18 protein-coding genes are annotated in these 22,773 nt (G+C 49.9%); 13 read left to right on the forward strand and 5 right to left on the reverse strand.

What is annotated here, in order from left to right; all coding sequences use genetic code 11:
• The first annotated feature begins 13 nt into the window (after positions 1-13).
• Positions 14-784, forward strand: a complete 771-nt coding sequence (locus Q4491_RS14490; protein ID WP_303458391.1) for a helix-turn-helix domain-containing protein — start codon at positions 14-16, stop codon at positions 782-784.
• A gap of 114 nt (positions 785-898) precedes the next feature.
• On the opposite strand, the gene Q4491_RS14495 is transcribed toward Q4491_RS14490, so the two are convergent.
• The 3 genes from Q4491_RS14495 to Q4491_RS14505 form a co-directional block, all read right to left on the reverse strand.
• Positions 899-1,813: a pirin family protein gene (locus Q4491_RS14495; protein ID WP_237795337.1), complete on the reverse strand. Its 915-nt coding sequence runs from the start codon at positions 1,811-1,813 to the stop codon at positions 899-901.
• Between the two features lie 250 nt (positions 1,814-2,063).
• On the reverse strand, positions 2,064-4,493 hold the full coding sequence (locus Q4491_RS14500; RefSeq protein ID WP_303458393.1) for a M9 family metallopeptidase: 2,430 nt from the start codon (positions 4,491-4,493) through the stop codon (positions 2,064-2,066).
• A gap of 270 nt (positions 4,494-4,763) precedes the next feature.
• A complete protein-coding gene (locus Q4491_RS14505; protein WP_303458394.1) occupies positions 4,764-5,081 on the reverse strand; it encodes a hypothetical protein in 318 nt (105 codons plus the stop codon).
• A gap of 156 nt (positions 5,082-5,237) precedes the next feature.
• Here Q4491_RS14505 and Q4491_RS14510 point away from each other — a divergent pair, with 156 nt between their 5' ends.
• The 11 genes from Q4491_RS14510 (at position 5,238) to Q4491_RS14560 (ending at position 18,303) form a co-directional block, all read left to right on the forward strand.
• Entirely contained in the window at positions 5,238-5,753 is a 516-nt protein-coding gene (locus Q4491_RS14510; RefSeq protein WP_303458396.1) for a GNAT family N-acetyltransferase, read from the forward strand.
• 419 nt (positions 5,754-6,172) lie between these two features.
• Positions 6,173-8,089, forward strand: a complete 1,917-nt coding sequence (locus Q4491_RS14515) for a 3-dehydroquinate synthase (protein WP_303458398.1) — start codon at positions 6,173-6,175, stop codon at positions 8,087-8,089.
• Positions 8,086-9,012 carry a UbiA family prenyltransferase gene (locus Q4491_RS14520; RefSeq protein WP_303458400.1) on the forward strand — a complete coding sequence of 309 codons (927 nt, stop codon included), beginning with the start codon at positions 8,086-8,088 and terminating at the stop codon, positions 9,010-9,012. The genes Q4491_RS14515 and Q4491_RS14520 overlap by 4 nt, the downstream gene beginning before the upstream one ends.
• A gap of 17 nt (positions 9,013-9,029) precedes the next feature.
• Positions 9,030-9,974 (forward strand): EboA domain-containing protein, encoded by a 945-nt coding sequence (locus Q4491_RS14525; RefSeq protein WP_218385305.1) that lies wholly within the window; start codon positions 9,030-9,032, stop codon positions 9,972-9,974.
• The gene (locus Q4491_RS14530) at positions 9,961-10,845 is read left to right on the forward strand and encodes a TatD family hydrolase (protein ID WP_225445231.1); all 885 of its coding nucleotides are present in this window, start codon (positions 9,961-9,963) and stop codon (positions 10,843-10,845) included. Before Q4491_RS14525 ends, Q4491_RS14530 begins: the two co-directional genes overlap by 14 nt.
• A 40-nt stretch (positions 10,846-10,885) precedes the next feature.
• Positions 10,886-12,088: a metabolite traffic protein EboE gene (eboE, locus tag Q4491_RS14535; RefSeq protein ID WP_303458420.1), complete on the forward strand. Its 1,203-nt coding sequence runs from the start codon at positions 10,886-10,888 to the stop codon at positions 12,086-12,088.
• Positions 12,081-13,466, forward strand: coding sequence for an alkaline phosphatase family protein (locus Q4491_RS14540; protein WP_303458403.1), 1,386 nt, complete (start codon positions 12,081-12,083; stop codon positions 13,464-13,466). The genes eboE and Q4491_RS14540 overlap by 8 nt, the downstream gene beginning before the upstream one ends.
• 9 nt (positions 13,467-13,475) lie before the next feature.
• Entirely contained in the window at positions 13,476-15,404 is a 1,929-nt protein-coding gene (locus tag Q4491_RS14545) for a hypothetical protein (protein ID WP_303458405.1), read from the forward strand.
• Between the two features lie 14 nt (positions 15,405-15,418).
• The gene (locus Q4491_RS14550) at positions 15,419-16,465 is read left to right on the forward strand and encodes a ferritin-like protein (RefSeq protein ID WP_192016449.1); all 1,047 of its coding nucleotides are present in this window, start codon (positions 15,419-15,421) and stop codon (positions 16,463-16,465) included.
• A gap of 9 nt (positions 16,466-16,474) precedes the next feature.
• Complete coding sequence (locus Q4491_RS14555; protein ID WP_303458407.1) at positions 16,475-17,266, forward strand: VOC family protein; 792 nt, start codon at positions 16,475-16,477, stop codon at positions 17,264-17,266.
• Complete coding sequence (locus tag Q4491_RS14560) at positions 17,263-18,303, forward strand: hypothetical protein (protein WP_303458409.1); 1,041 nt, start codon at positions 17,263-17,265, stop codon at positions 18,301-18,303. The genes Q4491_RS14555 and Q4491_RS14560 overlap by 4 nt, the downstream gene beginning before the upstream one ends.
• Positions 18,304-18,508: 205 nt before the next feature.
• Here the strand turns inward: Q4491_RS14560 and Q4491_RS14565 are convergent, their stop codons facing one another.
• Both Q4491_RS14565 and Q4491_RS14570 read right to left on the reverse strand, forming a co-directional pair.
• Positions 18,509-18,904: a PEGA domain-containing protein gene (locus tag Q4491_RS14565; protein ID WP_218385323.1), complete on the reverse strand. Its 396-nt coding sequence runs from the start codon at positions 18,902-18,904 to the stop codon at positions 18,509-18,511.
• Positions 18,905-19,349: 445 nt separating this feature from the next.
• Entirely contained in the window at positions 19,350-20,657 is a 1,308-nt protein-coding gene (locus Q4491_RS14570) for a mechanosensitive ion channel family protein (protein WP_303458412.1), read from the reverse strand.
• 306 nt (positions 20,658-20,963) lie between these two features.
• Here Q4491_RS14570 and Q4491_RS14575 point away from each other — a divergent pair, with 306 nt between their 5' ends.
• A complete protein-coding gene (locus tag Q4491_RS14575; RefSeq protein ID WP_303458414.1) occupies positions 20,964-22,679 on the forward strand; it encodes a hypothetical protein in 1,716 nt (571 codons plus the stop codon).
• Positions 22,680-22,773 lie beyond the last annotated feature (94 nt).

Here is a 22,773-nt window from a genome sequence, read left to right on the forward strand (position 1 = left end):
TAGTCACTGTTAAATGGATTTCAGGATCTTTAAACCACAAGGTGTGTTGAAAGACCATGTTCAGGGAATATGGTCACTTTCCGTGTCACCTGATCGGGTGGTTGAAGAGAAAAAACTGCTGTTCAGTGATGCCGGAAGCGGCATCATGTTCAATCTGGGTGGCGATGTCTGCTTTGGCAATCACTGCCACCCGGAAGGTGTGATGATCATGCCCAACAGCAAAGAAGCCCAGTATGTGACCCTGCCTCCCGGTACCGTCCTGGCTGGAATTCGTTTCCATCCGGGCATGGGCTACAGTGTGCTGGGCAAGCGTTTTGACCATCCGGTTACCATTGCCGATGAACCGGAACATTTATGCTTTCTTGAACCATTGCAACAGCAGCTTCGTCATTGCCGCTGCCATCAGGCGCGTATTGCTACACTATATCGCTGGATGAAACGCCATCTGGATCCTGATGATTCTGCCCGTCATACCATTACTGAAATAGTGAAAGCCGTACAGCCTCACAGCCGGCATCATCCCATTCCGGTCAGTACTCGACAGATAGAAAGGCACTTCCAGAAATGGATGGGCATGACGCCGAAATACTATCAGCGAATTCTTCGGGTTAAACAGTCGCTGGAGCTGATACAGCTCTCTCCTGACATCCCGCTGGCGGATCTGGCCGCAGAGCAAGGGTTTTCCGATCAGGCGCATATGACCCGAGAGTTCAGCCACATCGCTAAAATTACCCCGAAGCAATACAGCTTGCTGGTGAAGAAGAAGCAGGTACAGAGCAGGTAGCCATTCTGTCAGCCAGAGTTAATGCGCAGAATGCCAGTATATACAAGTAAAGCAGACGCTTACGTTATCATCAGCAAGCGTCTGTTAGCTCATTACTCTCGTCACTCGTTATCGTCAGTCTGGTAAAGGAATGAATTCTGTCTCGTCTCCGGGTACCAGTGGAAAGTCCTGGTTCCGCCAGTCCGCTTTGGCTTGTTCAATGCGCGCTTTACGGCTGGACACAAAGTTCCACTCAATATAACGCGTGCCTATATTCTCACCACCGATAATGGCGATGCGGGATGGTTCCTTTGCTTCAATGGTTATCCCTTCCTGTTGCGACACTATGGCCATGCTGTGTTCCGGTAAGTCGCTGTCTTTTGCTGAGACATGGCCTTTGGCAATGTAAATGGCGCGTTCTTCGGCCATCGGCAGGGTGAAACGCTGCCCCGGCTGGAGATCCGCTTCTACGTACAGCGTTTCTGCGAATGTTTGAACAGGTGATGTAACGCCAAATGCGGTTCCCATCAATACTCTGACAGGTACACCGTCGATACTAAGGGATGGAATAGTGTCATCCGGGTAGTGATAAAAAGCCGGTTCACATTCTTCATCGGCCAGAGGGAGTGCTAACCAGAGCTGCAGGCCATGCAGAATATGATCAACGGCAGTGACCTCATAACGTTCACGTTCAGAGTGCACAATCCCTTTGCCTGCGACCATCAGATTGATGTCACCAGGTTTGATGGGCTGCAGGCTACCCAGCGAATCACGATGCAGAATTTCGCCCTCAAACAAATAGGTGACGGTCGCTATGCCGATATGCGGATGGGGACGCACGTTAATACCTTCACCTGCCGGAAAATGCGCCGGGCCCATATGGTCGAAAAAAATCCACGGACCAACCATTTTCTGTTGTGCTGTCGGCAGCAGCCGGCGCACGGAAAAACCTCCTAAGTCTTTGTCTTTTGCCGTCAGAATGCGTTCGATCGCCCCGCAGCTGTCCTTACAGTCGCAAGGCTGTTCAACCTCTTTAAACGTATTGCTCATTCATCTTTCCTGCGTGTCGTTTTGGTTTAAGTATGGAGCAGTAGCAGCTATTCGTGAACAAATATGGAAAAAGCCTATGCAGGAAAAAGCTAGTACCGGTTTAAGGGTGATGCATGAAAGGGTTTGGCGTCTGAGAGAGTGATTAAAGGGTAGATAAAAAAAACAGCGCAGTGTCCCTACTGCGCTGTTTGAGTGCTGTCTGAGTTATAAAATGTGTTTCAATTTCGAATATCAGATTCCGCCTGTCAGGTTAGAGAGTGGCTGCGTACACCTCAACATTGGCGGTGTCTCCTTCATTGGTCAGCAGTAAATGCATGTACCCGGCTTTTTCTGCCGTGATTTCTATGAACGCCTGATTACCTGGATAGGCCGAAGCGGTTTCGTATTTTTCTGCTGTCGGCCAGTGTGCACTGGCGGCATAGAGACTGACATTACTTTTCTGATCTTGCTCGGTGGGTGTCACCCAGACCCTCAGGGTTTGTCCCGCTTCAGGAACATAAAACGCCAGATAACGCTGCGCTGACATGCTCAGGGTCTGAGGCGTGTTGGCTTCCAATACGAAAGGTGTCAGATCATCCGTTGGCTGGGAACCTGTATGCTCACCATGTTCGCCAGGCTCGACACTGTCTGCTGTAGCTTTCAGTGTGATCTGATTGAAAGCTTCACGCCCAGCAATGATCAGATAATAACGGCCAGGCTTGATATTGCCATTGGCGTCGGGGGTAATAATCAGAGTTTCATTACTGTCAGCCGTAAAGGCTGTGAAATCATGGTCGTAGTAATGGGCGGTGCGCTCATAACTTGCGTACAGATCCGCATCGCCATCACCTGTGATCGTGAGGGCAAGGTTGCGGGTGTTGGCGGGGACATCAACATAGAAAAGTTGCTCGCTGTATGCAGCGCCGGAAAGCGTGACAGCGCTGTTTAATGCCAATGATTTCGCCTCATCCGGGCTTGGTTCCGGTTCTCCAGGCTGCTCCCCGTCAGTGGTCACTGTCAGTAACCAGTTATTGAACTCGCCCGTATAGCGTGTGCCCAGCGTCTTTGCAGTTTCGGTCCATTGCGTGTAATCACCCTGACGAGCGAAAGAGAGCAAAGTATCGACCTCATTCGGATGGTTTTCCATCAGGAAACGTACGGCCAGATAACCCCAGCGATAGATGCGGTCCAGGTCGTGGTCGTAGGTGGTGCTCAGTATGTCAGATAGGGAATAGGTTTGTTTGCGAGCCAGTTCAACGGCAGCGTCATAACCCTGTTTGTAATGCATGTACTCGGCAAAACCTTCCAGCCACCACACTGTGTGCCCCGGGCTTAGCACATCATTGAAATCACCGTAAAGATTAAAGCGGCCATCGAGATAATGCACATATTCATGTTCGAGATTGAGAATGCTGTAACCTTGCGCATATTCATTACGGTAGGCCACAAAACGGGCCTGATTGTCAGGGTTGGCCGGATTGCCTTCCAGGTATTGCCCGCCATTATTGGTGGTATTGCCAAAGAGGAAGTTAGAGTAGCTGACATAATCGGCATTGGTGTTGAAAACGATCACCTCAACACTGTCGTTATAATCACCGGCCACCGGCTGATAGCCGCTGTTTACGACCTGATGGAAATCGGCTTCTTTATCAGCAAGGATATTGCAGGCCTCTGCGGCCTGTTCCTGCGTCATTGCCTGTGCCCGTATAATGGCCGGTCCGTCACAGTGATGGCGCAGTGGTATGACTCTGGCTGCAAGCTGATTCTTTGCATCTTTCAGCCCGAGTGCTTCTGCCTTATCGGGGGCAAAGTAATTGATCATTTCTGCAATGCCTACCCACATTTTGTCGCTCTTGCCGCCTAGCGGATAACGCTGAAGCAGCGATTCCAGAATGGCGAGCACCTGAGTCCGGGTTGATTCGTGAGGTGTTACCAGCAGACGGCCCATTTCACGTGCGGCATTGGTCACAATGAAATCCGCCTCAGTGCCCAGGGCCCATTCGCTGTCCAGAATAAACTGGTGCAGTTGTTCCAGGTACTCAGGATGCTGTGCCAGATCATCATAGAAACTGTCAATGCTGATGTGCCCGCTCATGGCACGGAACAGGTTGTTGAGTGTGTCAACAAATTGTAGATCCTGTGCTTTTTCAGCGGTGAAATGATTCAGGAGCTGCAGTTGGTTGGCCATGGTCAGAGGTAACTGACGGATGTTGTCGACCATGGTTGTCATGCTTTTCAACGCCGCGACCTGTTCTCTGCCACTTTGGCTGGCGTAGGGCGAGGTGAGAAAAGTATTAATAGCATTCGCCAGAGATACATCTAATGCATCAGAAAAATCGCCGTACTGTCCTTTATGCGGATAACGCACGTAATACGCGGCACGGATAAATTCACCGAGATTTTCTATGACACTGGCTTGCTGGGCTTCTCCCTGGTAGTTGCTGACATGCAGCATTAACTGTTGTTGTATCTGATGGATGTTGTTCTCGCTGAACAGCGTGTTCAATGTATCAGAAGGCGCAGAGAACCAGGCAATTCTGCATTCGAGATCGGCCTGTTCAATCGCCCTGATAGACGAAGGAGAAGATGACAAGGCATCTATCTCGCAGGCCGGAGCAGCTGAAGCTGTGTTTGTGTATAACGTTGCAGAGATAAGCAGCGCCAGCGCTGAACGCTGACATCCGGAATGAAGGTATTTCATATGGCCAACCATTTGATTTATCAGTGTTAAGGTAAGCCGCCTGTTATACCAGCAGGAAATAATAGTGCACCACGTTGAATATTAAAATAAGAGGTCGGTCCACAAATAAACGCAAAAGGAAACGGCCTGACATTGTTGTCAGGCAAGTACAAAAAAAATTGGGTAGAGATTAACTCTCACTGCAGAAAGGAGCGAAATGGCAGGGCACAGGTATAAAAAAGGCGCGGATAAACGCGCCTGTACCAGCAGAAAGCAGTGGTTGCAGCTGAATTATCGGCTTGATGGAATCAGACGTTGAACCGTAAATGTCTCGCCACCTTGTTCAGAAATGTTGATGGTTAACGTGTGGGCCGCTTCTCTGTGGCTGTAAACAAACACACGCCCGTCTTCTTTGGTTTTGTAATGGGATTTCTGGTTGGGCACAGAGACATCAACATTGGCCTGCGGTACGCCCTCTTTTTCTACGAACACCCATGCTCCGCCTTTTAGAGGCGTAACTTGTACCGTGAGTGACTCTTTTAAATCGGCGAATGCTGAAGCGGAAAATGCGATGGTGACTGTGAACAGTGCTGCAATAAAGGTTTTCATAGTGTGACTCCCGACAATTGATTCAGATGAATAAGGATGTTTTAAAGCATGCAGTTATACTAAGTGTGATTTTCATCACGTTAAAGTGAGTTTTTTCTTCCGTCTTGTTCGGTTTTTTCGAATGAGTGGTATGCGTATGTTCTGGATTGAATTTAAGTGTTTGATACTATGCTGTTTATTATCAAAATGAAGATGAAACAGGATGAAGTAAGCATGGATACTTACCCGATTCGACTAAGAAAAGCGACATGGGCAGATATGGACTTTTTGTTGGAATTGCGTGATCAGACAATGCGACATCATTTGCAAAAGGCTGGTGCTCTGACAGACAAAGATGCCTATAAAAACCGAATTCTCTATCATTTCGATGACGCGCAAATTGTGGAAATAGCCGATAAGCGTGTTGGCTTGTTTAAAGCATTTTATCAGGCAGTTCTGAACCAGTGGTATCTGGTTCAGATTCAAATCCTTCCCGAGTATCAGAATCATAAAATAGGCAGGGCACTTATCACCGAGCTGATAACTAAAGCGACGGACAACAATGAGTCTGTAGCCCTGAGTGTATTGAAAGGCAGCCCAGCCCGGCGTTTATATGAACGTCTTGGCTTCCAGTGTATGAGCGAATCTGAACTTGAATTCAATATGCTTTTTCACCCAGTTGACAGGGAGTAACTATGGTGGCGATACGAATGATAGGTTACCTGAGATCTTCGGGTGAGTAATAATCCAGATCCTTTGTATTAAAAATTTAATTTAAATGATTGGTTTTCAATCGTTATTGAGTTTATTTGCTCGTATGTTTTCATGTAACTGACTTTATTGTTCTTTACATTTATTTTCTTAATCAGATCGCAATCTAAGCCTTTGGTTGAGTGTATACCGTGTTCTTCCATTAGCCCTTATTCTGGTAGGGCTATATTCAACTCAAACAACAATTATTCCTTCATGGAAACTATGTGGTGTGATTATTGACTCAGCGTTGAGTGACCAGAGTGACTTTTTGCTTACTGTTGACAGGGACAAGTCAGTAAGCGAGTGCGAAGTACCCGGTCGGTGAGTCACCCACTTTTAGTTGAGCAAGGTTGGGACATATGGATACATTTCAACGAACAGGCACTGGCTTGCTGCTTTACTGTGCAAGTGTAATGGCCCTGATCATCGTCAGCTTTTTGTTATTTGAACAGGATGCAATGCGATGGGTGTCATCATCCATCTCTGAGCTGTCCGGTTATCATGGTTCCGGGCTTTTTCTGCTCTTTCTCTTTGTTGTCGTCATACTGGCATTTGACATTATTTTGCCTGTTCCTTCGAGCGTTGTGGCAATGTTTGCTGTGGCCGTTTTAGGTCCGTTACCTGGTGCGGCCTCTGTCTGGTTGGGGCTGACCCTGGGTTGCTGTATTGGGTACTGGCTCGGCGACTGCTCTGAAAAATGGATTGGTACGCGCTGGTTATCTGTTAAAGAACGCCAAAAGGCACGGCAACTAGCGGACAAAATGGGGGGCGGTGCGCTCATCATGATGCGGGGGGTGCCCGTACTTGCGGAGACCTCAGTGATTGCGGCTGGTATGGTTCAGTACCCCTTTGTCAAATTCCTTGTATTAACGTCGCTGGCCAATAGCTGGTTGGCGGGGGCTTATGCGTATGTCAGCCTTTATAGTGATAAGAGCGATCCTTTCCTGTTAGTGGTAGCCGGCAGTGTGCTGATTCCGGTTGTTGGCTGGCTGCTGCAGAGACTTTGGCAACGTGCGACTTTTACAGCCAGTGCATCGGCATCGGACATTCAGCCGTTAGCAACAGAAATCCAGACAATCAAAGCTCGCTTCACCGTTCACTATCAATATCCCGTCTGTTTTACTCACGATGTCTTTTCTCTCAGCAACTCTGATTTATTGACGCTCTTGCTCAGAGCCCGCCGGGAAGAGGCAGCTCAAGGCTGTGTTTTGATTGTTGATGAGGGCGTGGTGAATGAAAGTCCTGACTGGCTGGAACGGGCGCAGGCTTATTTTCAGCAACATCATCAATACATACATTTAAAAGGGCAACCATTGGTAGTGAAAGGCGGGGAAGCGATAAAACAGGCATCGCAAACAGACAAGCTATATCAGTACCTGCTGAGGCACCAGATTGACAGACACAATGTGGTTATTGCGGTGGGCGGTGGCGCAGTGCTCGACACTGTGGGTTATGTGAGCGCTACGTTTCACCGCGGCATTAAATTATTGCGGATGCCAAGCACAGTGCTGGCCCAGAATGACGCGGGTGTCGGGGTGAAAAATGGCGTGAACGGTTATGGGGCAAAGAACCTGATTGGTACGTTTTGTCCACCGTTCGCTGTTCTTAACGACTTTTCGCTGCTCAATACTTTGTCATACCGTGATCGTCGTGCTGGTTTGGCGGAAGCGGTGAAAGTGGCCGCCATTCGCAGTACTGAATTTTTCGACTGGCTGGAAAACAACGCGCATTCGCTGAATACCTTTGACGATCAGGCCACCCAGTTTGCCATCGCGCGGTGTGCCGAGCTGCACATTAACCAGATTACGCTTGCCGGTGATCCCTTTGAAACAGGAAACGCCCGCCCGCTGGATTACGGCCACTGGGCGGCACATAAACTGGAAGCCATGAGCCACTATGAATGTCGTCACGGCGAAGCCGTTGCGATAGGGATGGCACTGGATGCTTATTATGCGACAGAGATCGGTCTGTTGAGCCAGAGTGACCAGAAAAGGCTGATTCAGCTGCTGACAGGGCTCGGTTTTTCCTTGTGGCATCCGGCACTGGATCAGTGTGATAAGCAGGGTCAGCCTGTGGTGTTTCAGGGGCTGGAAGATTTCCGACAGCATCTCGGCGGCCAGTTATGTGTCACGCTTTTGTCGTCCGTCGGGGTGGGTGTTGAAGTGCACGACATCGATGCAGACCGGTTGTTTATCGCGTTGCTGGCCCTGAAGCGTGATCATCAGGCTGACATCGCCGCGCAAAGTGAATCGCTCACTTGGTCGGAGGTAGGATGATGCGGCTGCATACCTGGCTGACACTCGGTCGCGCGTCCAATCTGCCCAGTGTCTGGAGCAATGTGTTTGCTGCCGCGTTGATCGCGCAGGCCAGCCTGAGCCATGAGGTTGTGGGAAGCGAAGAAGAATGGTTACCGGGCAGTGTGAGCCTGCAGATCATACTCTGGGCCGGTTGCCTGTTATCACTCTCGCTGATGTACCTGGCCGGTATGTTTCTCAATGATGCCTTTGATGCCAATTGGGACAGGCATAATAACAACGCCAGGCCAATTACTCAGGGCAAGGTATCTGCAACTGCAGTCTGGCTCAATGGGTTGGGGATGCTGGTGCTGGGAATGGGCCTGGCAGGCAGTTTGTATCAGCGTGCCGTTCCCGAACAGGCTGCATATGGCTGGGTTGCGGTTGGTTTACTGGCGGCTTTAATACTGCTGTATAACCGGGTACATAAGCAGTTCAGACACAGCGCGGTGCTGATGGGCGGATGCCGTTTGGGCGTTTATCTGGTTGCCGCCTTAATGCTGGCAGAGATCACCCCTGAGTTGTTTCTCGCGGCATTGGCGCTGTGTCTCTATATCAGCGGAATCACCTATGTCGCCCGTGAAGAACACACCAACAAAGTGTCTCAGTTCTGGTCTGTCGGCTTGCTTTTCCTGCCTGTTATTCTGGTCAGTTTTCTTGGTTATACCTTTCCCTATTTCTGGCTCTATGCCTGCTGCCTGAGTCTGTATTTGCTTTATACCATGCAGCGATGCCTGTTCACTCCGCACAAAAATGTGCGGGGCTTTATCGGCGGGCTGCTTGCTGCTGTACCGCTGCTGGATGGCTTAATGCTTGCCAGTATGAATTTGATTCTGCCCAGCCTGTTGTGCGTGGCGGTGTTTTTCATCATGCCTGGTTTACAGAAGTGGATACAGGCAACCTGATCGTGTGAGACCAAGTCATGCATTCACGACGTTTCGATACTCCGCTCAGTCCCTTTTCACCCGATGCGCTGCAAAGTGAGCTGGCGGTAGCGCTGACCCCTGAAGCCCGAACCTGGCTGCAGGTCGCCAGAGATAAAATTCTCGGCACCCAATCCGTGGAGGACGCGGTATCTGCTTTACTGCTCACCAGTGCCATGGCGCGGCGAAAGCTGGGAGAGCAGGCGCTGCCTTATCAGCCGGAAGGTACAGATTGGCAGGTTGATCAGGCCGGGCGTCTGCTTTTGTTACTGACATTGAGAACCATAGTGCCTGCGGCGAACTGGAGTGATGTGCTGTTCTCTGCCTATCGCCAGTTTGACGAAAACGAGAAGATTGTTGTTGTCAGGGCACTGGACTGGCTGTCCAGCCATCACGAACTGAACCGGATTGCGCACGAAACAGCCCGTACCAATGATGTGAATCTGTTCGCGGCACTGGCGCTTAACAACGCCTACCCGGTGAAGTATTTCAACGAGCGGGCGTTTCATCAATTAGTGCTCAAGGCGCTGTTTCTTGATTTGAATATTGAATCAGTCAGAGGGCTGCCACTGCGCCAGTCGGCTGAACTGACACAACTTTGTGCGGATCTGGTGCAGGAACGACTCCTGGCTGAACGCGAAGTCCCCGAGTCTGTCTGGCTGGGGATGCGCTTTCGGTATTTGTCCGACAGTGGCAAAGATACCTATATGGGTTTTGTCTTTTCAGAATCTGACGCTCATCAATACTACACCTTGCTGGCACTGGCCAATAATGGTGCGCAGGATTGCCCGGATCCGTTCTGGCAAAGGCTTTCAGCAAGGCATTCATCGTCGCTTACCAGCGAGGTTCAACAACTGATTGACCATCTTCTGACTGCGTCTCGCTTTGGCCATTCTCAATCGTTTTCTTCACTAACCGGGTACTTCAATCATGACATATTTTGATCCGCATATTCATATGGTGTCTCGCACCACGGACGATTATCAGCGTATGTACGCCGCCGGTATTGTCGGCGTTATTGAGCCGGCTTTCTGGCAGGGACAGCCACGGACTTCTGTGGGCAGTTTCATTGATTATTTTGACACCTTGTTAGGCTGGGAAAGATTCAGGGCCAGCCAGTTTGGTATCCATCATTACTGCACCATGGGGCTTAACCCCAAAGAAGCCAACGATCTGGGACTGGCGAATGAAGTCATGGCGGTACTGCCACGCTTTCTGGCAAAAGACGGTGTGGTTGCCGTTGGTGAGATCGGCTACGACGATATTACGCCTGAAGAAGAGCTGTTCATGGCGGAACAAATGCAGCTCGCGATGGAGTTTGAACTGCCGGTACTGGTTCACACCCCGCACAGAGACAAAATAGGCGGTACGAAACGCACCATTGCCTTGATCCGTGAAGTGGGTATTCCTGAACACATGGTCATTATCGATCACCTGAATGAACAGACGCTGCCTCTGGTGATGGAAACCGACTGCTGGCGTGGCCACTCTATCTACCCCAATACCAAGATGTCTGAACACCGTATGGTAGCGCTGCTCAAAGAGTACGGACTGGAAAAAATGGTGGTGAACAGTGCCGCAGACTGGGGATGCAGCGATCCGCTCAAAGTGCCGAAAACAGGCGCAGCGATGCGGCAGGCGGGGTACAGCGATGCGGATATCACCAAAGTGCTGTTTGATAACCCGATAGATTTCTTTGCTCAAAGCGGACGTATCAGCAAAGAAGACGTCAGTGTCCCCATCAGCGTTGATCAGACCAGATTGTGGGAATCCAATTCGGCGCTGCGCGGGCAAACACCGATAGTCGAAAGCTGATTACAGTCCCAGAAATCAAATCACAAGGAGTGGTGTGCATATGTGGCGACGGAGTGAATTGACTTACTGCAGCAATCTCCATCCAGGCGAGCAACTGGCCGATGTGGAAGAGAATCTGGCCCGGTATTTTTCCCGTGTGATGGCCAGGCGCGCTTTGTCAGAGATGACAAGCGGCCTTTGGCTCAGTGCCGCCGCTGCCAGTACGTTACAGTTGCCTGAATCGTTAAAAGCGTTCAGAGAAACCCTTCAGCGACACGGTGTTGTACTGACCAGCCTGAACGGATTTCCCTATGGAAACTTTCATCAGACCAAGGTGAAAGAGGCGGTGTATCTGCCAGACTGGAGTGAACCGGATCGGTTGAACTACACCTGTCAGCTGGGCGTGGTTCTGGCAAGCTGCCTGCCTGAGTCAGTTGCGCAGGGAACGATTTCGACCTTACCTTTAGGCTACCGGCACCGATGGAGTGAGGAAAAGCAGCAAAGGAGTATTGAACAGTTGTTACGGCTCAATGCCGAACTGGCTGTGCTGAAAGAGCTGGAGGGCAAGCACATAATGGTATGTCTGGAGATGGAGCCCGATTGTGTGCTGGAAACTACATCGCAGCTGATCGCGTTTTTCTCGGCGCTGACGGCCGCCAATGGCGGATATCCGGCGCATCTGGGCGTGTGTTTTGATGTGTGTCATCAGGGCGTGATGTATGAAGATAGCTATGATGCCTTACGCCGTATCACTGAAGCCGGTATCACCATAGGAAAAATCCAGATTTCCAATGCGTTTGAAGTGGATATGCAAAGTTTGCAGGATCCCGTGTCAGATGTGCCCGAGTTGCTGGCTGAATTTGCCGAAGCGCGCTATCTGCATCAGGTAAAAGCCTGTCGGCCGGACGGAAAAATTATCGCTGTGCCGGATTTGTCTGAGGCATTAGCGTCAATGTATATGGCGCGCACCGGACTTAACGATACAACAAGCTGGCGGGTGCATTTTCATATACCGCTCAGCTTTTCATCCTGTATACACCCGGCAATCAAGCCCTTGCACGACACACTCAATGGTGTTTTTCAGTTCCTTGCTGACTATCAGGACGTCGTGAAGCCCTGTCTGGAAGTCGAAACCTACACCTGGGATGTGTTGCCCGCAGCCCTGCAGCCTCAGGATGATGATGCCCTGATTGACGGTATAACCGGCGAATTGCACTGGCTGGAACAGCAGTTGGCCGACAGAGGGTTGTTACATCATGACTAAGCCCTTAATCGTGATCAATATTGTCGGGCTCACACCTGCTTTGATCGGTGAGCACACGCCTCAGCTGAATGCGCTGGTTAATGACGGCATCATGTTACCCATGCAAGGGGTGTTTCCCGCGGTGACGGCAACGGCGCAGGCCACCATGCTGACAGGACTGTCGCCCGGTGAGCACGGCATTGTGGGCAACGGCTGGTATTTTCGCGAACTGGCAGAAGTGAAATTCTGGCTGCAACCCAATCAACTGGTTCAGGGCGAGAAAATCTGGCACAAACTTAAACGGGACAATCCCGGACTGAAATGCTCACAACTGTTCTGGTGGTACAACATGTATGCGGATGTCGACCATGCGATCACGCCGCGTCCGCATTACCCTGCCGATGGCCGCAAGATCCTGGGCCTGTATTCAGAACCGGCGCAGCTTCATCAGGAAATCGAAGCCAGAGTCGGCACGTTTCCTTTTTTTAATTTCTGGGGGCCGACGGCCGATATCCGATCCAGCCGCTGGATAGTCGATTGCGCCATGCTCGAATTCACACTGAACCGTCCGCACCTCCAATTGGTGTATTTGCCGCATCTCGACTACAACCTGCAGCGTTTAGGGCCGGACTCACCGGAAATTGCCAAAGATCTGGCAATGATCGATCACGAAGCCGGACGTTTGCTTGAGTTTGCCCGTGAGCAGGGTGCCGATGTCATGGTGGTTTCTGAATACGGCATTACTCAGGTCAGTCAGTCGGTGCCGGTCAATCGCCTGTTACGCGAAGCCGGTTTATTGCGTGTCCGAGAGTCTCTGGGCTGGGAACTGCTCGATTGTGGCAGCAGCCGCGCTTTTGCCGTTGCAGATCATCAGGTTGCGCACGTGTATGTCAAAGATCCGGCTGACCTTTTTGCCGTGAAATCTCTGCTGCAGGCACAACCTGGCATTGAGCAGGTGCTTGACGGCCAGGAGCAGCAAGCATTTGGCATTGCTCATTCCCGCTCGGGAGAGCTGGTGCTGATCGCTGAGCCGGGCTGCTGGTTTAATTATTACTACTGGCTGGATGACAGCAAAGCCCCTGACTTTGCCCGTACTGTGGATATCCACCGCAAACCCGGCTACGACCCGGTAGAACTGTTTGTCGACCCTACGATTCGTTTCGTCAAACTGAAAATCGCCGCCCGATTGCTACAGAAAAAACTCGGGCAGCGCATGCTCATGGACGTCATTCCTCTGGATCCTTCCCTGGTGAAAGGCAGTCACGGGCGTTTGGCCGAGCGGCCAGAAGATGGACCGATATTCATTACCAATAATAAGCAGATGTTAGACCGGTTGAATAAGCCGGATTGTCTACCCATGCAGCAAGTCTGTGGTCTGTTGCAACAGCACTTTCAATAGCGAGGCAATATGAGCTACTTAAATAACTTGCGGATGGTGTTTTCCGGCCGGTTTCAGTCGGACGTATCGACCGTCAATAATGATGTGCGTCATTTCGATGTCGACAAGTTCGTACCTGAGTATCAGGAGTACGGCCCGGGTGCGACCAATGGCTGGTGGAATCCCTGTGGTTCCGGTGCGTTTCGTTTGATCGACTGCAGAGTAACGCAGGTCGGCTATCAGAACGGTACAACCACCAGTGACCCGGCGAAAGATCCTGTCATCGGTATGCTGCTGGGCGGTTCCAATGATCTGGTCAGTGCCAAAATGGTGGATCTGGATCCCCAGATGCAGATGGTCTCTGAAATCTGGGGGCTGACCATGCGGCTGACGGACGGAAAGACGCCTGATTTCGTGGCAGGACGTTTTTTACCTGCGCCATTCCGTGACATTTTATTCGGCAGGCAGCAGGGAGGTGGTGCTGGCGATCAGGCCGCCACGGCGATTTATCAGTCGGTACTGGAGGATCTGAGCTGGGTTGATAGCAGCCACTCACCTTTTCTTCAGCAGTTGAAGGCAATGGCAGAGCAGGTTGGTAAATTGTCTGTCCGCATGATGCTGTACAGCTACAACATGGATCATAAGAATCCGGACTTTACCATTGGTCGCGTCAGCGGGGTGATTGGCCCGGCATTAGATTATGAGCCGGATACTTTTGTACTCGGGCGTCGTTTCGCGCCAGCCAACGGCGAGAGCACGACGCAGAATATTAATTTCTTTAATGCCCAGGTGGATGCCACCAACCGCAACCTGTGCGTTGACTTCAGTAATGCGTTGCCGCTGTCGGGTACTGATGGCGCCTTTGTTGATCTTGGCAAGATGCAGCTGGTGGTATTAGAACCGCCTTTTGAGAACATCAAAGAAGGCGACACACAGCTAATCTCTGGCAATCAGTTTACTCCGATTGGCGGTGCGATCCCTTATCTGACACCGGACTGGCTCAATGCTGAAGGGGCCCTGTTCAATGTGACTGATCTTGACCCGACCCTGCTTCAGAAAATACAGTGCCAGCCGCTGGCCTTGCTGAGCACGAACAACAACGGCGTGCTGATCCGGGAAACGGCAGAAGGGCTGCTGGTGCGGGCCGATCAGGTTGTCCATCGCTTAAATCCGGCTGTGCCTGTGTCGGTCGATCTCTATGCGTCCCGCTATGGCATCCCTGCTGCCGGAGAAAAGATTGCCGTGACGCTGCAGCCACCGGCAAAAGGTATGGGCGGTGGCGGCCCGCAACCGGCAGATGTGCCTATTCCTGTCATCAACATCCCGGCGTCTGCCATTGCTCTCGGCCAGACAGTTGCCACCGACGCACACGGCAAGGCGCATTACGGTTACAAGGTTTCAGCGCCGGGTAATCCCAGAGAGTATATCGACGGCCAGGTGTACTTACTCAGTTACACACCGGTCAGTGATCCGGGTTATATCCAGCAGATGTTTGATTTCATTGCCAATCTGGTCTTTGACAAATTTACCGTGCCCGATAAACCCACCTGGGATGACATCAAGCCTATTATGAGTCAGTACAACAACCTGTACCCGATCATGGGCCGTATGCTGGTTAATCTCAGCAGTTACGATTCCATGGTGAGATTCCGCAATCTGCTGGAACTGGCTTTCTCCCGCGAGCAGAGCGATCCGAATTATATGCCTGTCACCCGTGATCTTTCCGAGCCTAAGCGACAAATGGTGCTCAAGTGGCTGTGCGAGCAGGATGCCAACGGTAATTATCTGCTGCGAAGAGGGCAGAACGACGCGCCTTTACCTATTGAGCCCTGTGCCTCTTGTGAAATCAGCTCGCCACTGGCAAAAGCCAGCCTGGAAGCGGAATCATCACAAGATGTCAAAGGTTCAAAAGAACTGGCCGCGGAGCAGTATCGCCGCAACCTCACTCAACAAGATTAAGGGCGGGTACGAACATGTTGAAACTCAAAAGACAAATCATTGATAAAATCCACGACATTTCCGAAGTGAGCGAATTGCGTGAGTATCTGCAAAGCGCGATCGAGCTTGAACACGCCACTGTGCCGGTGTATCTGACCGGGATGTTTTCGCTGAAACAGGCGCAGAATGTCGAAGCCAGCAACATAGTTCGCAGTGTTGTGATCGAAGAAATGCTGCACATGAGTATCGCCTGTAATGTGCTCAATGCAATTGGCGGTGCGCCGCAAATCAACAAGCCCGATTTTGTTCCGACCTTTCCTGGTCCGTTGCCAATGGGAGTGGGCGAAGACAGAGGGCTAATTGCCACCCTGGCACCTTTGACGAAAGAACAGGTGAAAACCGTGTTCATGGCCATCGAAGAGCCGGAAAATCCCATTGATATACCTGTTAGCAGTTTGCTTCAGGCGGATGCCAATTACGCCACGATTGGTGAGTTTTATCAGGCGATCATCGACAAGATCGTACAATTGGGAAACAGCATTTTTACTGGCGATCCCAGCCGCCAGCTGGCCGACACCAAGTGGTTTCCTTCGGATGAATTGTGGGCCGTGACGGATGTGGAAACAGCCTGTCGCGCACTGGAATTGATTGTTGAACAGGGTGAGGGCAGCAGTAAATCCCCGACGGATGAAGAAGGCGAACTGGCACATTATTACCGTTTTGCCGAAATTTATTATGGTAAGCGCCTGGTCAAAGACGCCAGTTCACCGGTCGGCTGGTCATTTAGCGGCGAACCCGTGCCGCTGAATCCGGAGGATGTGTATAACCTTAAACATAATGCTAAGGCGCAGGATTACCCTGAGGGCAGTACGGCCCGGCGCTACGCGGATCAAACCAATTACACCTACTCTTCTTTGCTGAACTCACTGCATCACACCTTCAACGGTGAGCCGCAGCAGCTGGATCATGCCATGGGGCTGATGTATGAACTGCGATTAAGCGTACAGAAAATGGTCACGATTGACTTAGGCAATGGCGAGTTTGCCGCACCGCCATTTCAGTATGTCGCAACCAACGTGTGAGGCTGGTGTATGACGAATCCGTTTGTTTTCCACGAGATTGTCACGCCAGCACCCTTTGACCTCAGCCATTTTTATGGCGAGGTCTTTGGCTGGCAGTTTCAGCGTATTGATGATCAGGGAACATTGTACGCAATCCGTTCTCCGACACCGGGCTGCGCGCCGGTTGGTCTGCTGACAAAAACCTCGGACGAGCCGGGGTTTTCCCAGAACACACTGTTTTATATTCAGGTTGAGGAGATAGATACATTTTTGCCAAAAGCGGTATCGCTTGGCGCTCAGATCGTGATGCCCGCAATGGCTTCTTCTCTCGGAGAATGGCAGTACCGCCTGGCTGTGCTGTGTGATCCGCAGGGAAACCACTTCGGTGTGATGGAGCCTGTGACCCGAGCCGGGCAAGTGGTTGCGCTTCCCGGAACGCCTTTTGATTTCAATGAAATAGTAACCGCACATCCTACGGAGCTGGTCGCGCGCTTTTATCAGCCCTTGTTTGACTGGACGATTGAGTTGACGGGCTCTTCGGAAGCGCCTTTTTATACCATCAGCACCGGCCGGAACGCGACACTGAGCGGCGGTATTACGAAAGTCAGTGAGCTGCCCGGGTTTAATTCCTACGCCGGCTTTTATATCCGGGTGGACGATATAGCCCTCAGTTTAGAGAAAATTGGCATGATGGGCGGTGAAGTGATCATGCCGGAAGTTACTGTGCCATTAGGGGATGAAAGGGTATCTATTGCCATGTTCAGCGACCCGCAGCGAAACCAGCTGGGATTAATTCGCCGGATTCAGGGAGTGAAGCCATGAGTTCATTTCGTATCGAAAGAGAAGATTTGCTGCTAGGTGGCCGGATTTTCGGTGCCTTCACTGTTGGCGTCTTGAGTCCTGGGGCTTTGGCTGCCGTCGTCATGAGTAGCGCCGTTTTGGCTGCCGACAATGATGATGCCCCGGATGTGTATTTCACTATGGGTGTGCATAATGACTTTGGCTGTCAGCCAGCGTCTAAATGCCTGCCACAGCGTCAGGCGGGTGATCCGAGTGATCCTCAGTACCCGGAATACTGGATCAGCGACTGGACCATGTTTCGGGTGTTCCAGAACTATGCAAACAATCCGCCTCCTTATACCAATCCCCCTGCCACACTGAGTCAGCAGGATTACACGGTTTCATACGGTACGACCTATTACGACAGTACATACCGGCCAGCAGACGGCGATGGCGAAGGGGCGATGATGGAGCAGTACCACAAATACTGCCTGCCCATTTTCCCGATAGAAAATAACAATTATTCTTGTTCGTTTGTGTCTCTCGGAAACAAGGCGTATTTCCTGACCTATCCGGAAGACAGGCCAGCCGATATGCCGGAGTGCTGTCTGTTCTCGCCGCAAAATCATCCGCCGCGACGGGATTTTATCAAACACTTACCTTATAGCGCGAACCGAAGCGCACTATTGAATGGCTCAATCCAGGCCTATGCACTTACCCTGCAAGGGCCAGAACCTATCTTGTTTGGTTATGCGTTCAACAAAGCTCTGTCGCCTGACGCCGCGACCGGCGAATGGTACAGACATCCGCAGTCTTTTTACTTTTCGGGAGATTCGCAAACAGCAAAAGCACCGATTGTCAGCCAGAACTACACCAGTTTTCGTAAACAGCGGCCTCAGGCTGCAGATACCTGGGATAAAGTCGGCCAGATGTGTACGGCGCAACCTTTACCCAAGTGCCAGTTGTTTACGTATCAGGAGCAACAGGACAACAAAGCATTGCAGGCCGTTCCGGCAAAACGCGGCGCAGGTGTCTGGAGTGATTTGAAAGCGCCACGCCTCAAACCCTCGGGTGATTGAAGAGCCAGAGAATGTAACAGGACAGGTGAGAATATAACGGGACAGGCACTTTTGTGTCATGGCCCCGAGCAGAGCCGTCGGCCGTCAAAGACTGGCACTCTTGGGTCGATTTCTGTAGTGCACGTATTCTGATGTTAACAGAGCAATCCCGGATAGGATTGCTCTTTGTCTTAGCGGGGGAATGATTTCAACAAGGGAATATCAATCAGATAGCGGCAGTCGCCACTTCTGCCTGGCATTCAGCATCAACCAGGTAGTTTGTTTGGTCAAATTCCTGCCATGAACCTGTCGCTGCGCCATCAATAACCAGAATAGAGACAAGGCCGTAGTCGATGAAAATACCCAGCAGTGTGGTGGCATCAAAAGATTTAGACACTGGGATCACCGACTCGCAACCGTTTTCTTCTACACGGATTGTGTATTCTTCTTTCTTTTTAAAAGAGGTCAGCACCTGGCCCTGGCCCATATAGCGCTCATTGACATAAATTTTCGCATTTGGACTTTTACTGCGAATGCTGACTTCCTGGCTGGTGCCGCTAAACATGGCCGCACAGCCATTCAGCATGAACAGAGCGATAAATAAACAAAACAGCTTTTTCATTGTTTACCTTGGGTTTGTGAGTGGTTAAAAGGGATACGACAGAAAGGGGCGTATCAAAAAGATAATTCACCAAAAACTAATCTAAGTGGCTGGCGAAAATGTCGGACGGGATTGTACATGAAATACAATAAACTAGAAGCGATTTTGTGAATAACCCTATCAATATCAGTGCCCTATATGGATTTTCTGTTATACGTATAGTAGGTGTTTTATTTCGATTTATTGCTTGGCTATTCAAAGTGGCAGCTGTAAAAAGTAAAAGGGAGGCCTTTTGAAAAAGGCTGGATTCTTTATAAGCGCAGAACAAAAGAGGACAGGCAGAATAATGGTGGGCCTGAATTAAAAATATGATGTGACTAATTATTCTTTTTTAAAGCATCGCAATGATCAGGTTTTGTCAGTCAGGACAGACAGCTTTAGTCTGCCCTGACTGATTTGCGCCTCTTTAATTCATCTTCATCGGTTCAGCTACCTGCGCTGATCGTGTATCGGATGCCGTATTCTGTGCTGCGGCTGGGCTTCTGGCATAGTGCCATTCGCGAAAATCACTGCCGGTTGGCGCTTGTGAAACGCGCAATCCGAACTCGGGCAGTACGGCATACAGGTGATCAAAAATATCCGACTGAATCTGCTCGTATTCCACCCAGACAGTGGTATTGGTAAAGCAGTAAATCTCCAGTGATATCCCTTCATGAGAAGGCGGCAACTGGCGCACCATCAATGTCATGTGTTGATGAATATTAGGGTGCTGGCGAAGGTAGCGTTCCAGATACGCACGAAAGCTGCCAAGGTTCGTTAAGCGACGGCCATTGATGCGGCAGCCTAAATCCGACTGCTTTTGTTCGTTGTACTGATTGATCTCTGCCACTTTATGCTTGATGTATGGTTCGAGTAACTGGGCTTTTTCCAGATAGCGGATCTCATTGTCGGCCAGAAAATGTACGCTGGTGGCGTCAATCAGCACGCTGCGCTTAATACGGCGTCCCCCCGACTGCTGCATGCCTTTCCAGTTCTTAAACGAATCAGAAATCAGCGCGTAGGTCGGAATCGTTGTAATGGTTTTATCCCAATTCTGCACTTTCACTGTGGTCAGACTGATATCAATCACATCACCGTCGGCACCGTATTTCGGCATTTCCAGCCAGTCTCCCACACTGAGCATTTTATTGGCGGATAACTGGATGCCCGCAACCAGCCCCAGGATGGGATCTTTAAACACCAGCATGATCACCGCGGTCATCGCACCCAGACCGCTGAGCAGTATGACCGGAGATTTGCCGATCAAAATCGAGGTGCTCAGCAGGGCCGCAACAACAAAAAAGATGATTTTCAGACTCTGCGAAATGCCTCGCAACGGCATATTGCGGCCAGCCTGCGTGCGGCCTAACAGCACTTCAATAACACCCAGTACCGCATAGAGTGTCAGCAAGCTGTAGAGCACGATCCACAGTGACGTGAAGGTTTGCAAAATCTCATACACGGCACTGTCGCCAGACAGCCATAACTGGGTTTGCACCGCAATCACAATGCCCTGAATCAGCAGGGCAAACCGGCTGAAGAGCTTTTTGCCAAACACAGCCTGATGCCAGAGCGTCTCGCTGTGCCCGGTGAACCGGTTCAGCCACAGAATCACACCGCGGTGCAGTATGAAATGAATCACGACAGAGATACCGGCGATCAACCCCAGCACCTCGCCGAGATCTATCAGTTGATCAACATTAATATTGTGAGAAGTAAACCATTCAGTAAGCATGAAAAATAGTGCTGCCATAAATCACAAACAGGCCGTCAATGTAGCATGGATGGCGGCTTTTCAACATGAGGGAAAATGTTAAATCTTGGGTGGGGAGGGGGATTGATAGGATTTGTAGCAGTAGACGTAGATATGGTTCTAACAATCAGCAGTCGCCAGTAGAGCATGATAAGCGATATGAAAAAAGGCTAACTACTGTGTACTGAGATGGTGGCTATTCATTGACTGCTTCTGCTACTAAGTTTATTTTGGCTGCCAACACAAAGAATTAGAACCGGTATGATGGCGAGAAGGGAGACAGCGCCTGTGAATGAGAATATCGACTTGCTCAGCATCCTATGGGATGCAGAGGAATCAGACCTAACCGACGAATCCATCGCTAAATTTGACACGGCTTATCATGAGCTTATTCGTGATTTGGAATCTAATAGAACCCCATCCTTAAGTGCACATCGCCACTACTATGCTCCGTTTAATTGTTATACCAATGCGCATCAAAAAGTACGTGATTTCTTAGAAAAGGTCTCTCATATAGAGGCAATGCTGGGCCTTAAAGAAGAACGAAAGCACGGTGGTGTTTTTAGCCTATTAGACGGAGTAACACCCTGCTATGACAGTCAAAAAAATGAGATTCTGTTGGCTGTTAATGGCAATGAAAGATGGTCTTTAGTCCAATGCCACACGATTTTGTCAAGTCTCAAAGAGGGTGAACGGAAAAATAGCCTTGAAATGACGCTACTGTCAGCGCTCAAGGAAAAAATGGAGTCATATCCCGATGAACTTCAGCCCGATTGGACAGTATTGCGTGATTGTGGCGATGATTATCAGCGGAACGGGGGAAAGGTATTGAGATTCCAACCAGAACTTAGTTTCATCGTGCCAGCTGGGTCCTCAGCTTCAGAGTTTGAAAATACTAAGTGTTACAAGTTCATCGATGAGAAAAAAGGGATCAGATACTCGCTTGTCCCAATCAAAAAATGGTTCACCTATTCACAACTTGGTGCGGATGATGTTTGGCGGTATATTCGATTCCGCGAGCATTATGTGAAATGCATGGAAAGGGCGAAAAAGGGCTTGGATAGCGACGCTTCTTTCCGTTTCGAAGATTACGGAGACATCGATCACTATCCCGATGAATTACTCATAATGGAGTATGTTCGATGGGTCACGAGCCTTCTTAGTGGAGAAGCCTTGCTTTACGGTACTTACACTCGTCCCACCCGGCAGTCTATTAATGAACTTCGAGAACACTACCCGATGCTTGAAGCAGCGTATAACCATTTCTCAGAAATAGAGCATAATCGGTTACGAAAAAGCTGTCCATGCAAGCACTATCGGCAAACCTCAGTCCCCGATCTCTTAGTAAGCGCATTGAAGGCCGGTATCATTAGAATAACGGATGGAGTCGCTTCTTACATGGATGGGAAGTCCAAAAAATTCAAAGTAGAGAATGAAATCACTTATCACCTTAAAGACAAAATCAACGCTGCCCGTTCGGATGTCATCACTGCATTAAAAAAAGTATCAATTGAGGATGAATATCCTGCTGAATTGGATATTCATGTCAGCACTGAAGAACCCTATTGCAAAAGCTTCATTGATTTGCTGCTGACTCGGACAGATTCGCACAATTCATTAGCGGTAGAAGCCAAGATTTGCTTTAAGGACGGCTCATTTATGAGTAAAGACGTTGAGAACGCGCTATTTACTCAAATGAAAAACTACTCGAAAGTTCTAGACCGAGACAGTTGTGCTGTGCTTTATGCCTTTGATGCTAAAGATGAGGTGATCTATGAAAAATTAGTAAATCTCGTGACCAAACAAGAAGGAGGATGGAAGATAAGTCACGCATTGCCAAACCAAAAGAAAGGCTCGAATCATTATATCCACTTCAAACTGCAACAGCCTGTGTGTAAAAATGAATTGCGGACCTATGATGTCTTCGTTGTCTACTTGGATTCGAAATCAAACTCTCAGCAACACGAAGAAAAAAGACAGGTAAAAAGCAACGCAAAGAGCTGAAGTCGATTGGTGTGATGGAGACTGTCCTGAATTCTGTGTAATTGTCTAAGCTTCAGCCTTAAAGGCTTAAGGATAGACAATATGGACAAGAAAG

Origin of the sequence: Photobacterium sp. 2_MG-2023 (genome assembly GCF_030547675.1) — a bacterium.
Lineage (GTDB): Bacteria > Pseudomonadota > Gammaproteobacteria > Enterobacterales > Vibrionaceae > Photobacterium > Photobacterium arenosum.

Bases quoted from the DNA above. Each gene is read 5' to 3' on its own strand.
- Q4491_RS14520 (WP_303458400.1), top strand. From the start codon at position 8,086: ATGATGCGGCTGCATACCTGGCTGACACTCGGTCGCGCGTCCAATCTG.
- Q4491_RS14565 (WP_218385323.1), bottom strand. From the start codon at position 18,904: ATGAAAAAGCTGTTTTGTTTATTTATCGCTCTGTTCATGCTGAATGGC.
- Q4491_RS14545 (WP_303458405.1), top strand. From the start codon at position 13,476: ATGAGCTACTTAAATAACTTGCGGATGGTGTTTTCCGGCCGGTTTCAG.
- Q4491_RS14530 (WP_225445231.1), top strand. From the start codon at position 9,961: ATGACATATTTTGATCCGCATATTCATATGGTGTCTCGCACCACGGAC.
- Q4491_RS14500 (WP_303458393.1), bottom strand. From the start codon at position 4,493: ATGAAATACCTTCATTCCGGATGTCAGCGTTCAGCGCTGGCGCTGCTT.
- Q4491_RS14515 (WP_303458398.1), top strand. From the start codon at position 6,173: ATGGATACATTTCAACGAACAGGCACTGGCTTGCTGCTTTACTGTGCA.
- Q4491_RS14555 (WP_303458407.1), top strand. From the start codon at position 16,475: ATGACGAATCCGTTTGTTTTCCACGAGATTGTCACGCCAGCACCCTTT.
- Q4491_RS14495 (WP_237795337.1), bottom strand. From the start codon at position 1,813: ATGAGCAATACGTTTAAAGAGGTTGAACAGCCTTGCGACTGTAAGGAC.
- Q4491_RS14540 (WP_303458403.1), top strand. From the start codon at position 12,081: ATGACTAAGCCCTTAATCGTGATCAATATTGTCGGGCTCACACCTGCT.
- eboE (WP_303458420.1), top strand. From the start codon at position 10,886: ATGTGGCGACGGAGTGAATTGACTTACTGCAGCAATCTCCATCCAGGC.
- Q4491_RS14525 (WP_218385305.1), top strand. From the start codon at position 9,030: ATGCATTCACGACGTTTCGATACTCCGCTCAGTCCCTTTTCACCCGAT.
- Q4491_RS14570 (WP_303458412.1), bottom strand. From the start codon at position 20,657: ATGCTTACTGAATGGTTTACTTCTCACAATATTAATGTTGATCAACTG.
- Q4491_RS14550 (WP_192016449.1), top strand. From the start codon at position 15,419: ATGTTGAAACTCAAAAGACAAATCATTGATAAAATCCACGACATTTCC.
- Q4491_RS14505 (WP_303458394.1), bottom strand. From the start codon at position 5,081: ATGAAAACCTTTATTGCAGCACTGTTCACAGTCACCATCGCATTTTCC.
- Q4491_RS14490 (WP_303458391.1), top strand. From the start codon at position 14: ATGGATTTCAGGATCTTTAAACCACAAGGTGTGTTGAAAGACCATGTT.
- Q4491_RS14560 (WP_303458409.1), top strand. From the start codon at position 17,263: ATGAGTTCATTTCGTATCGAAAGAGAAGATTTGCTGCTAGGTGGCCGG.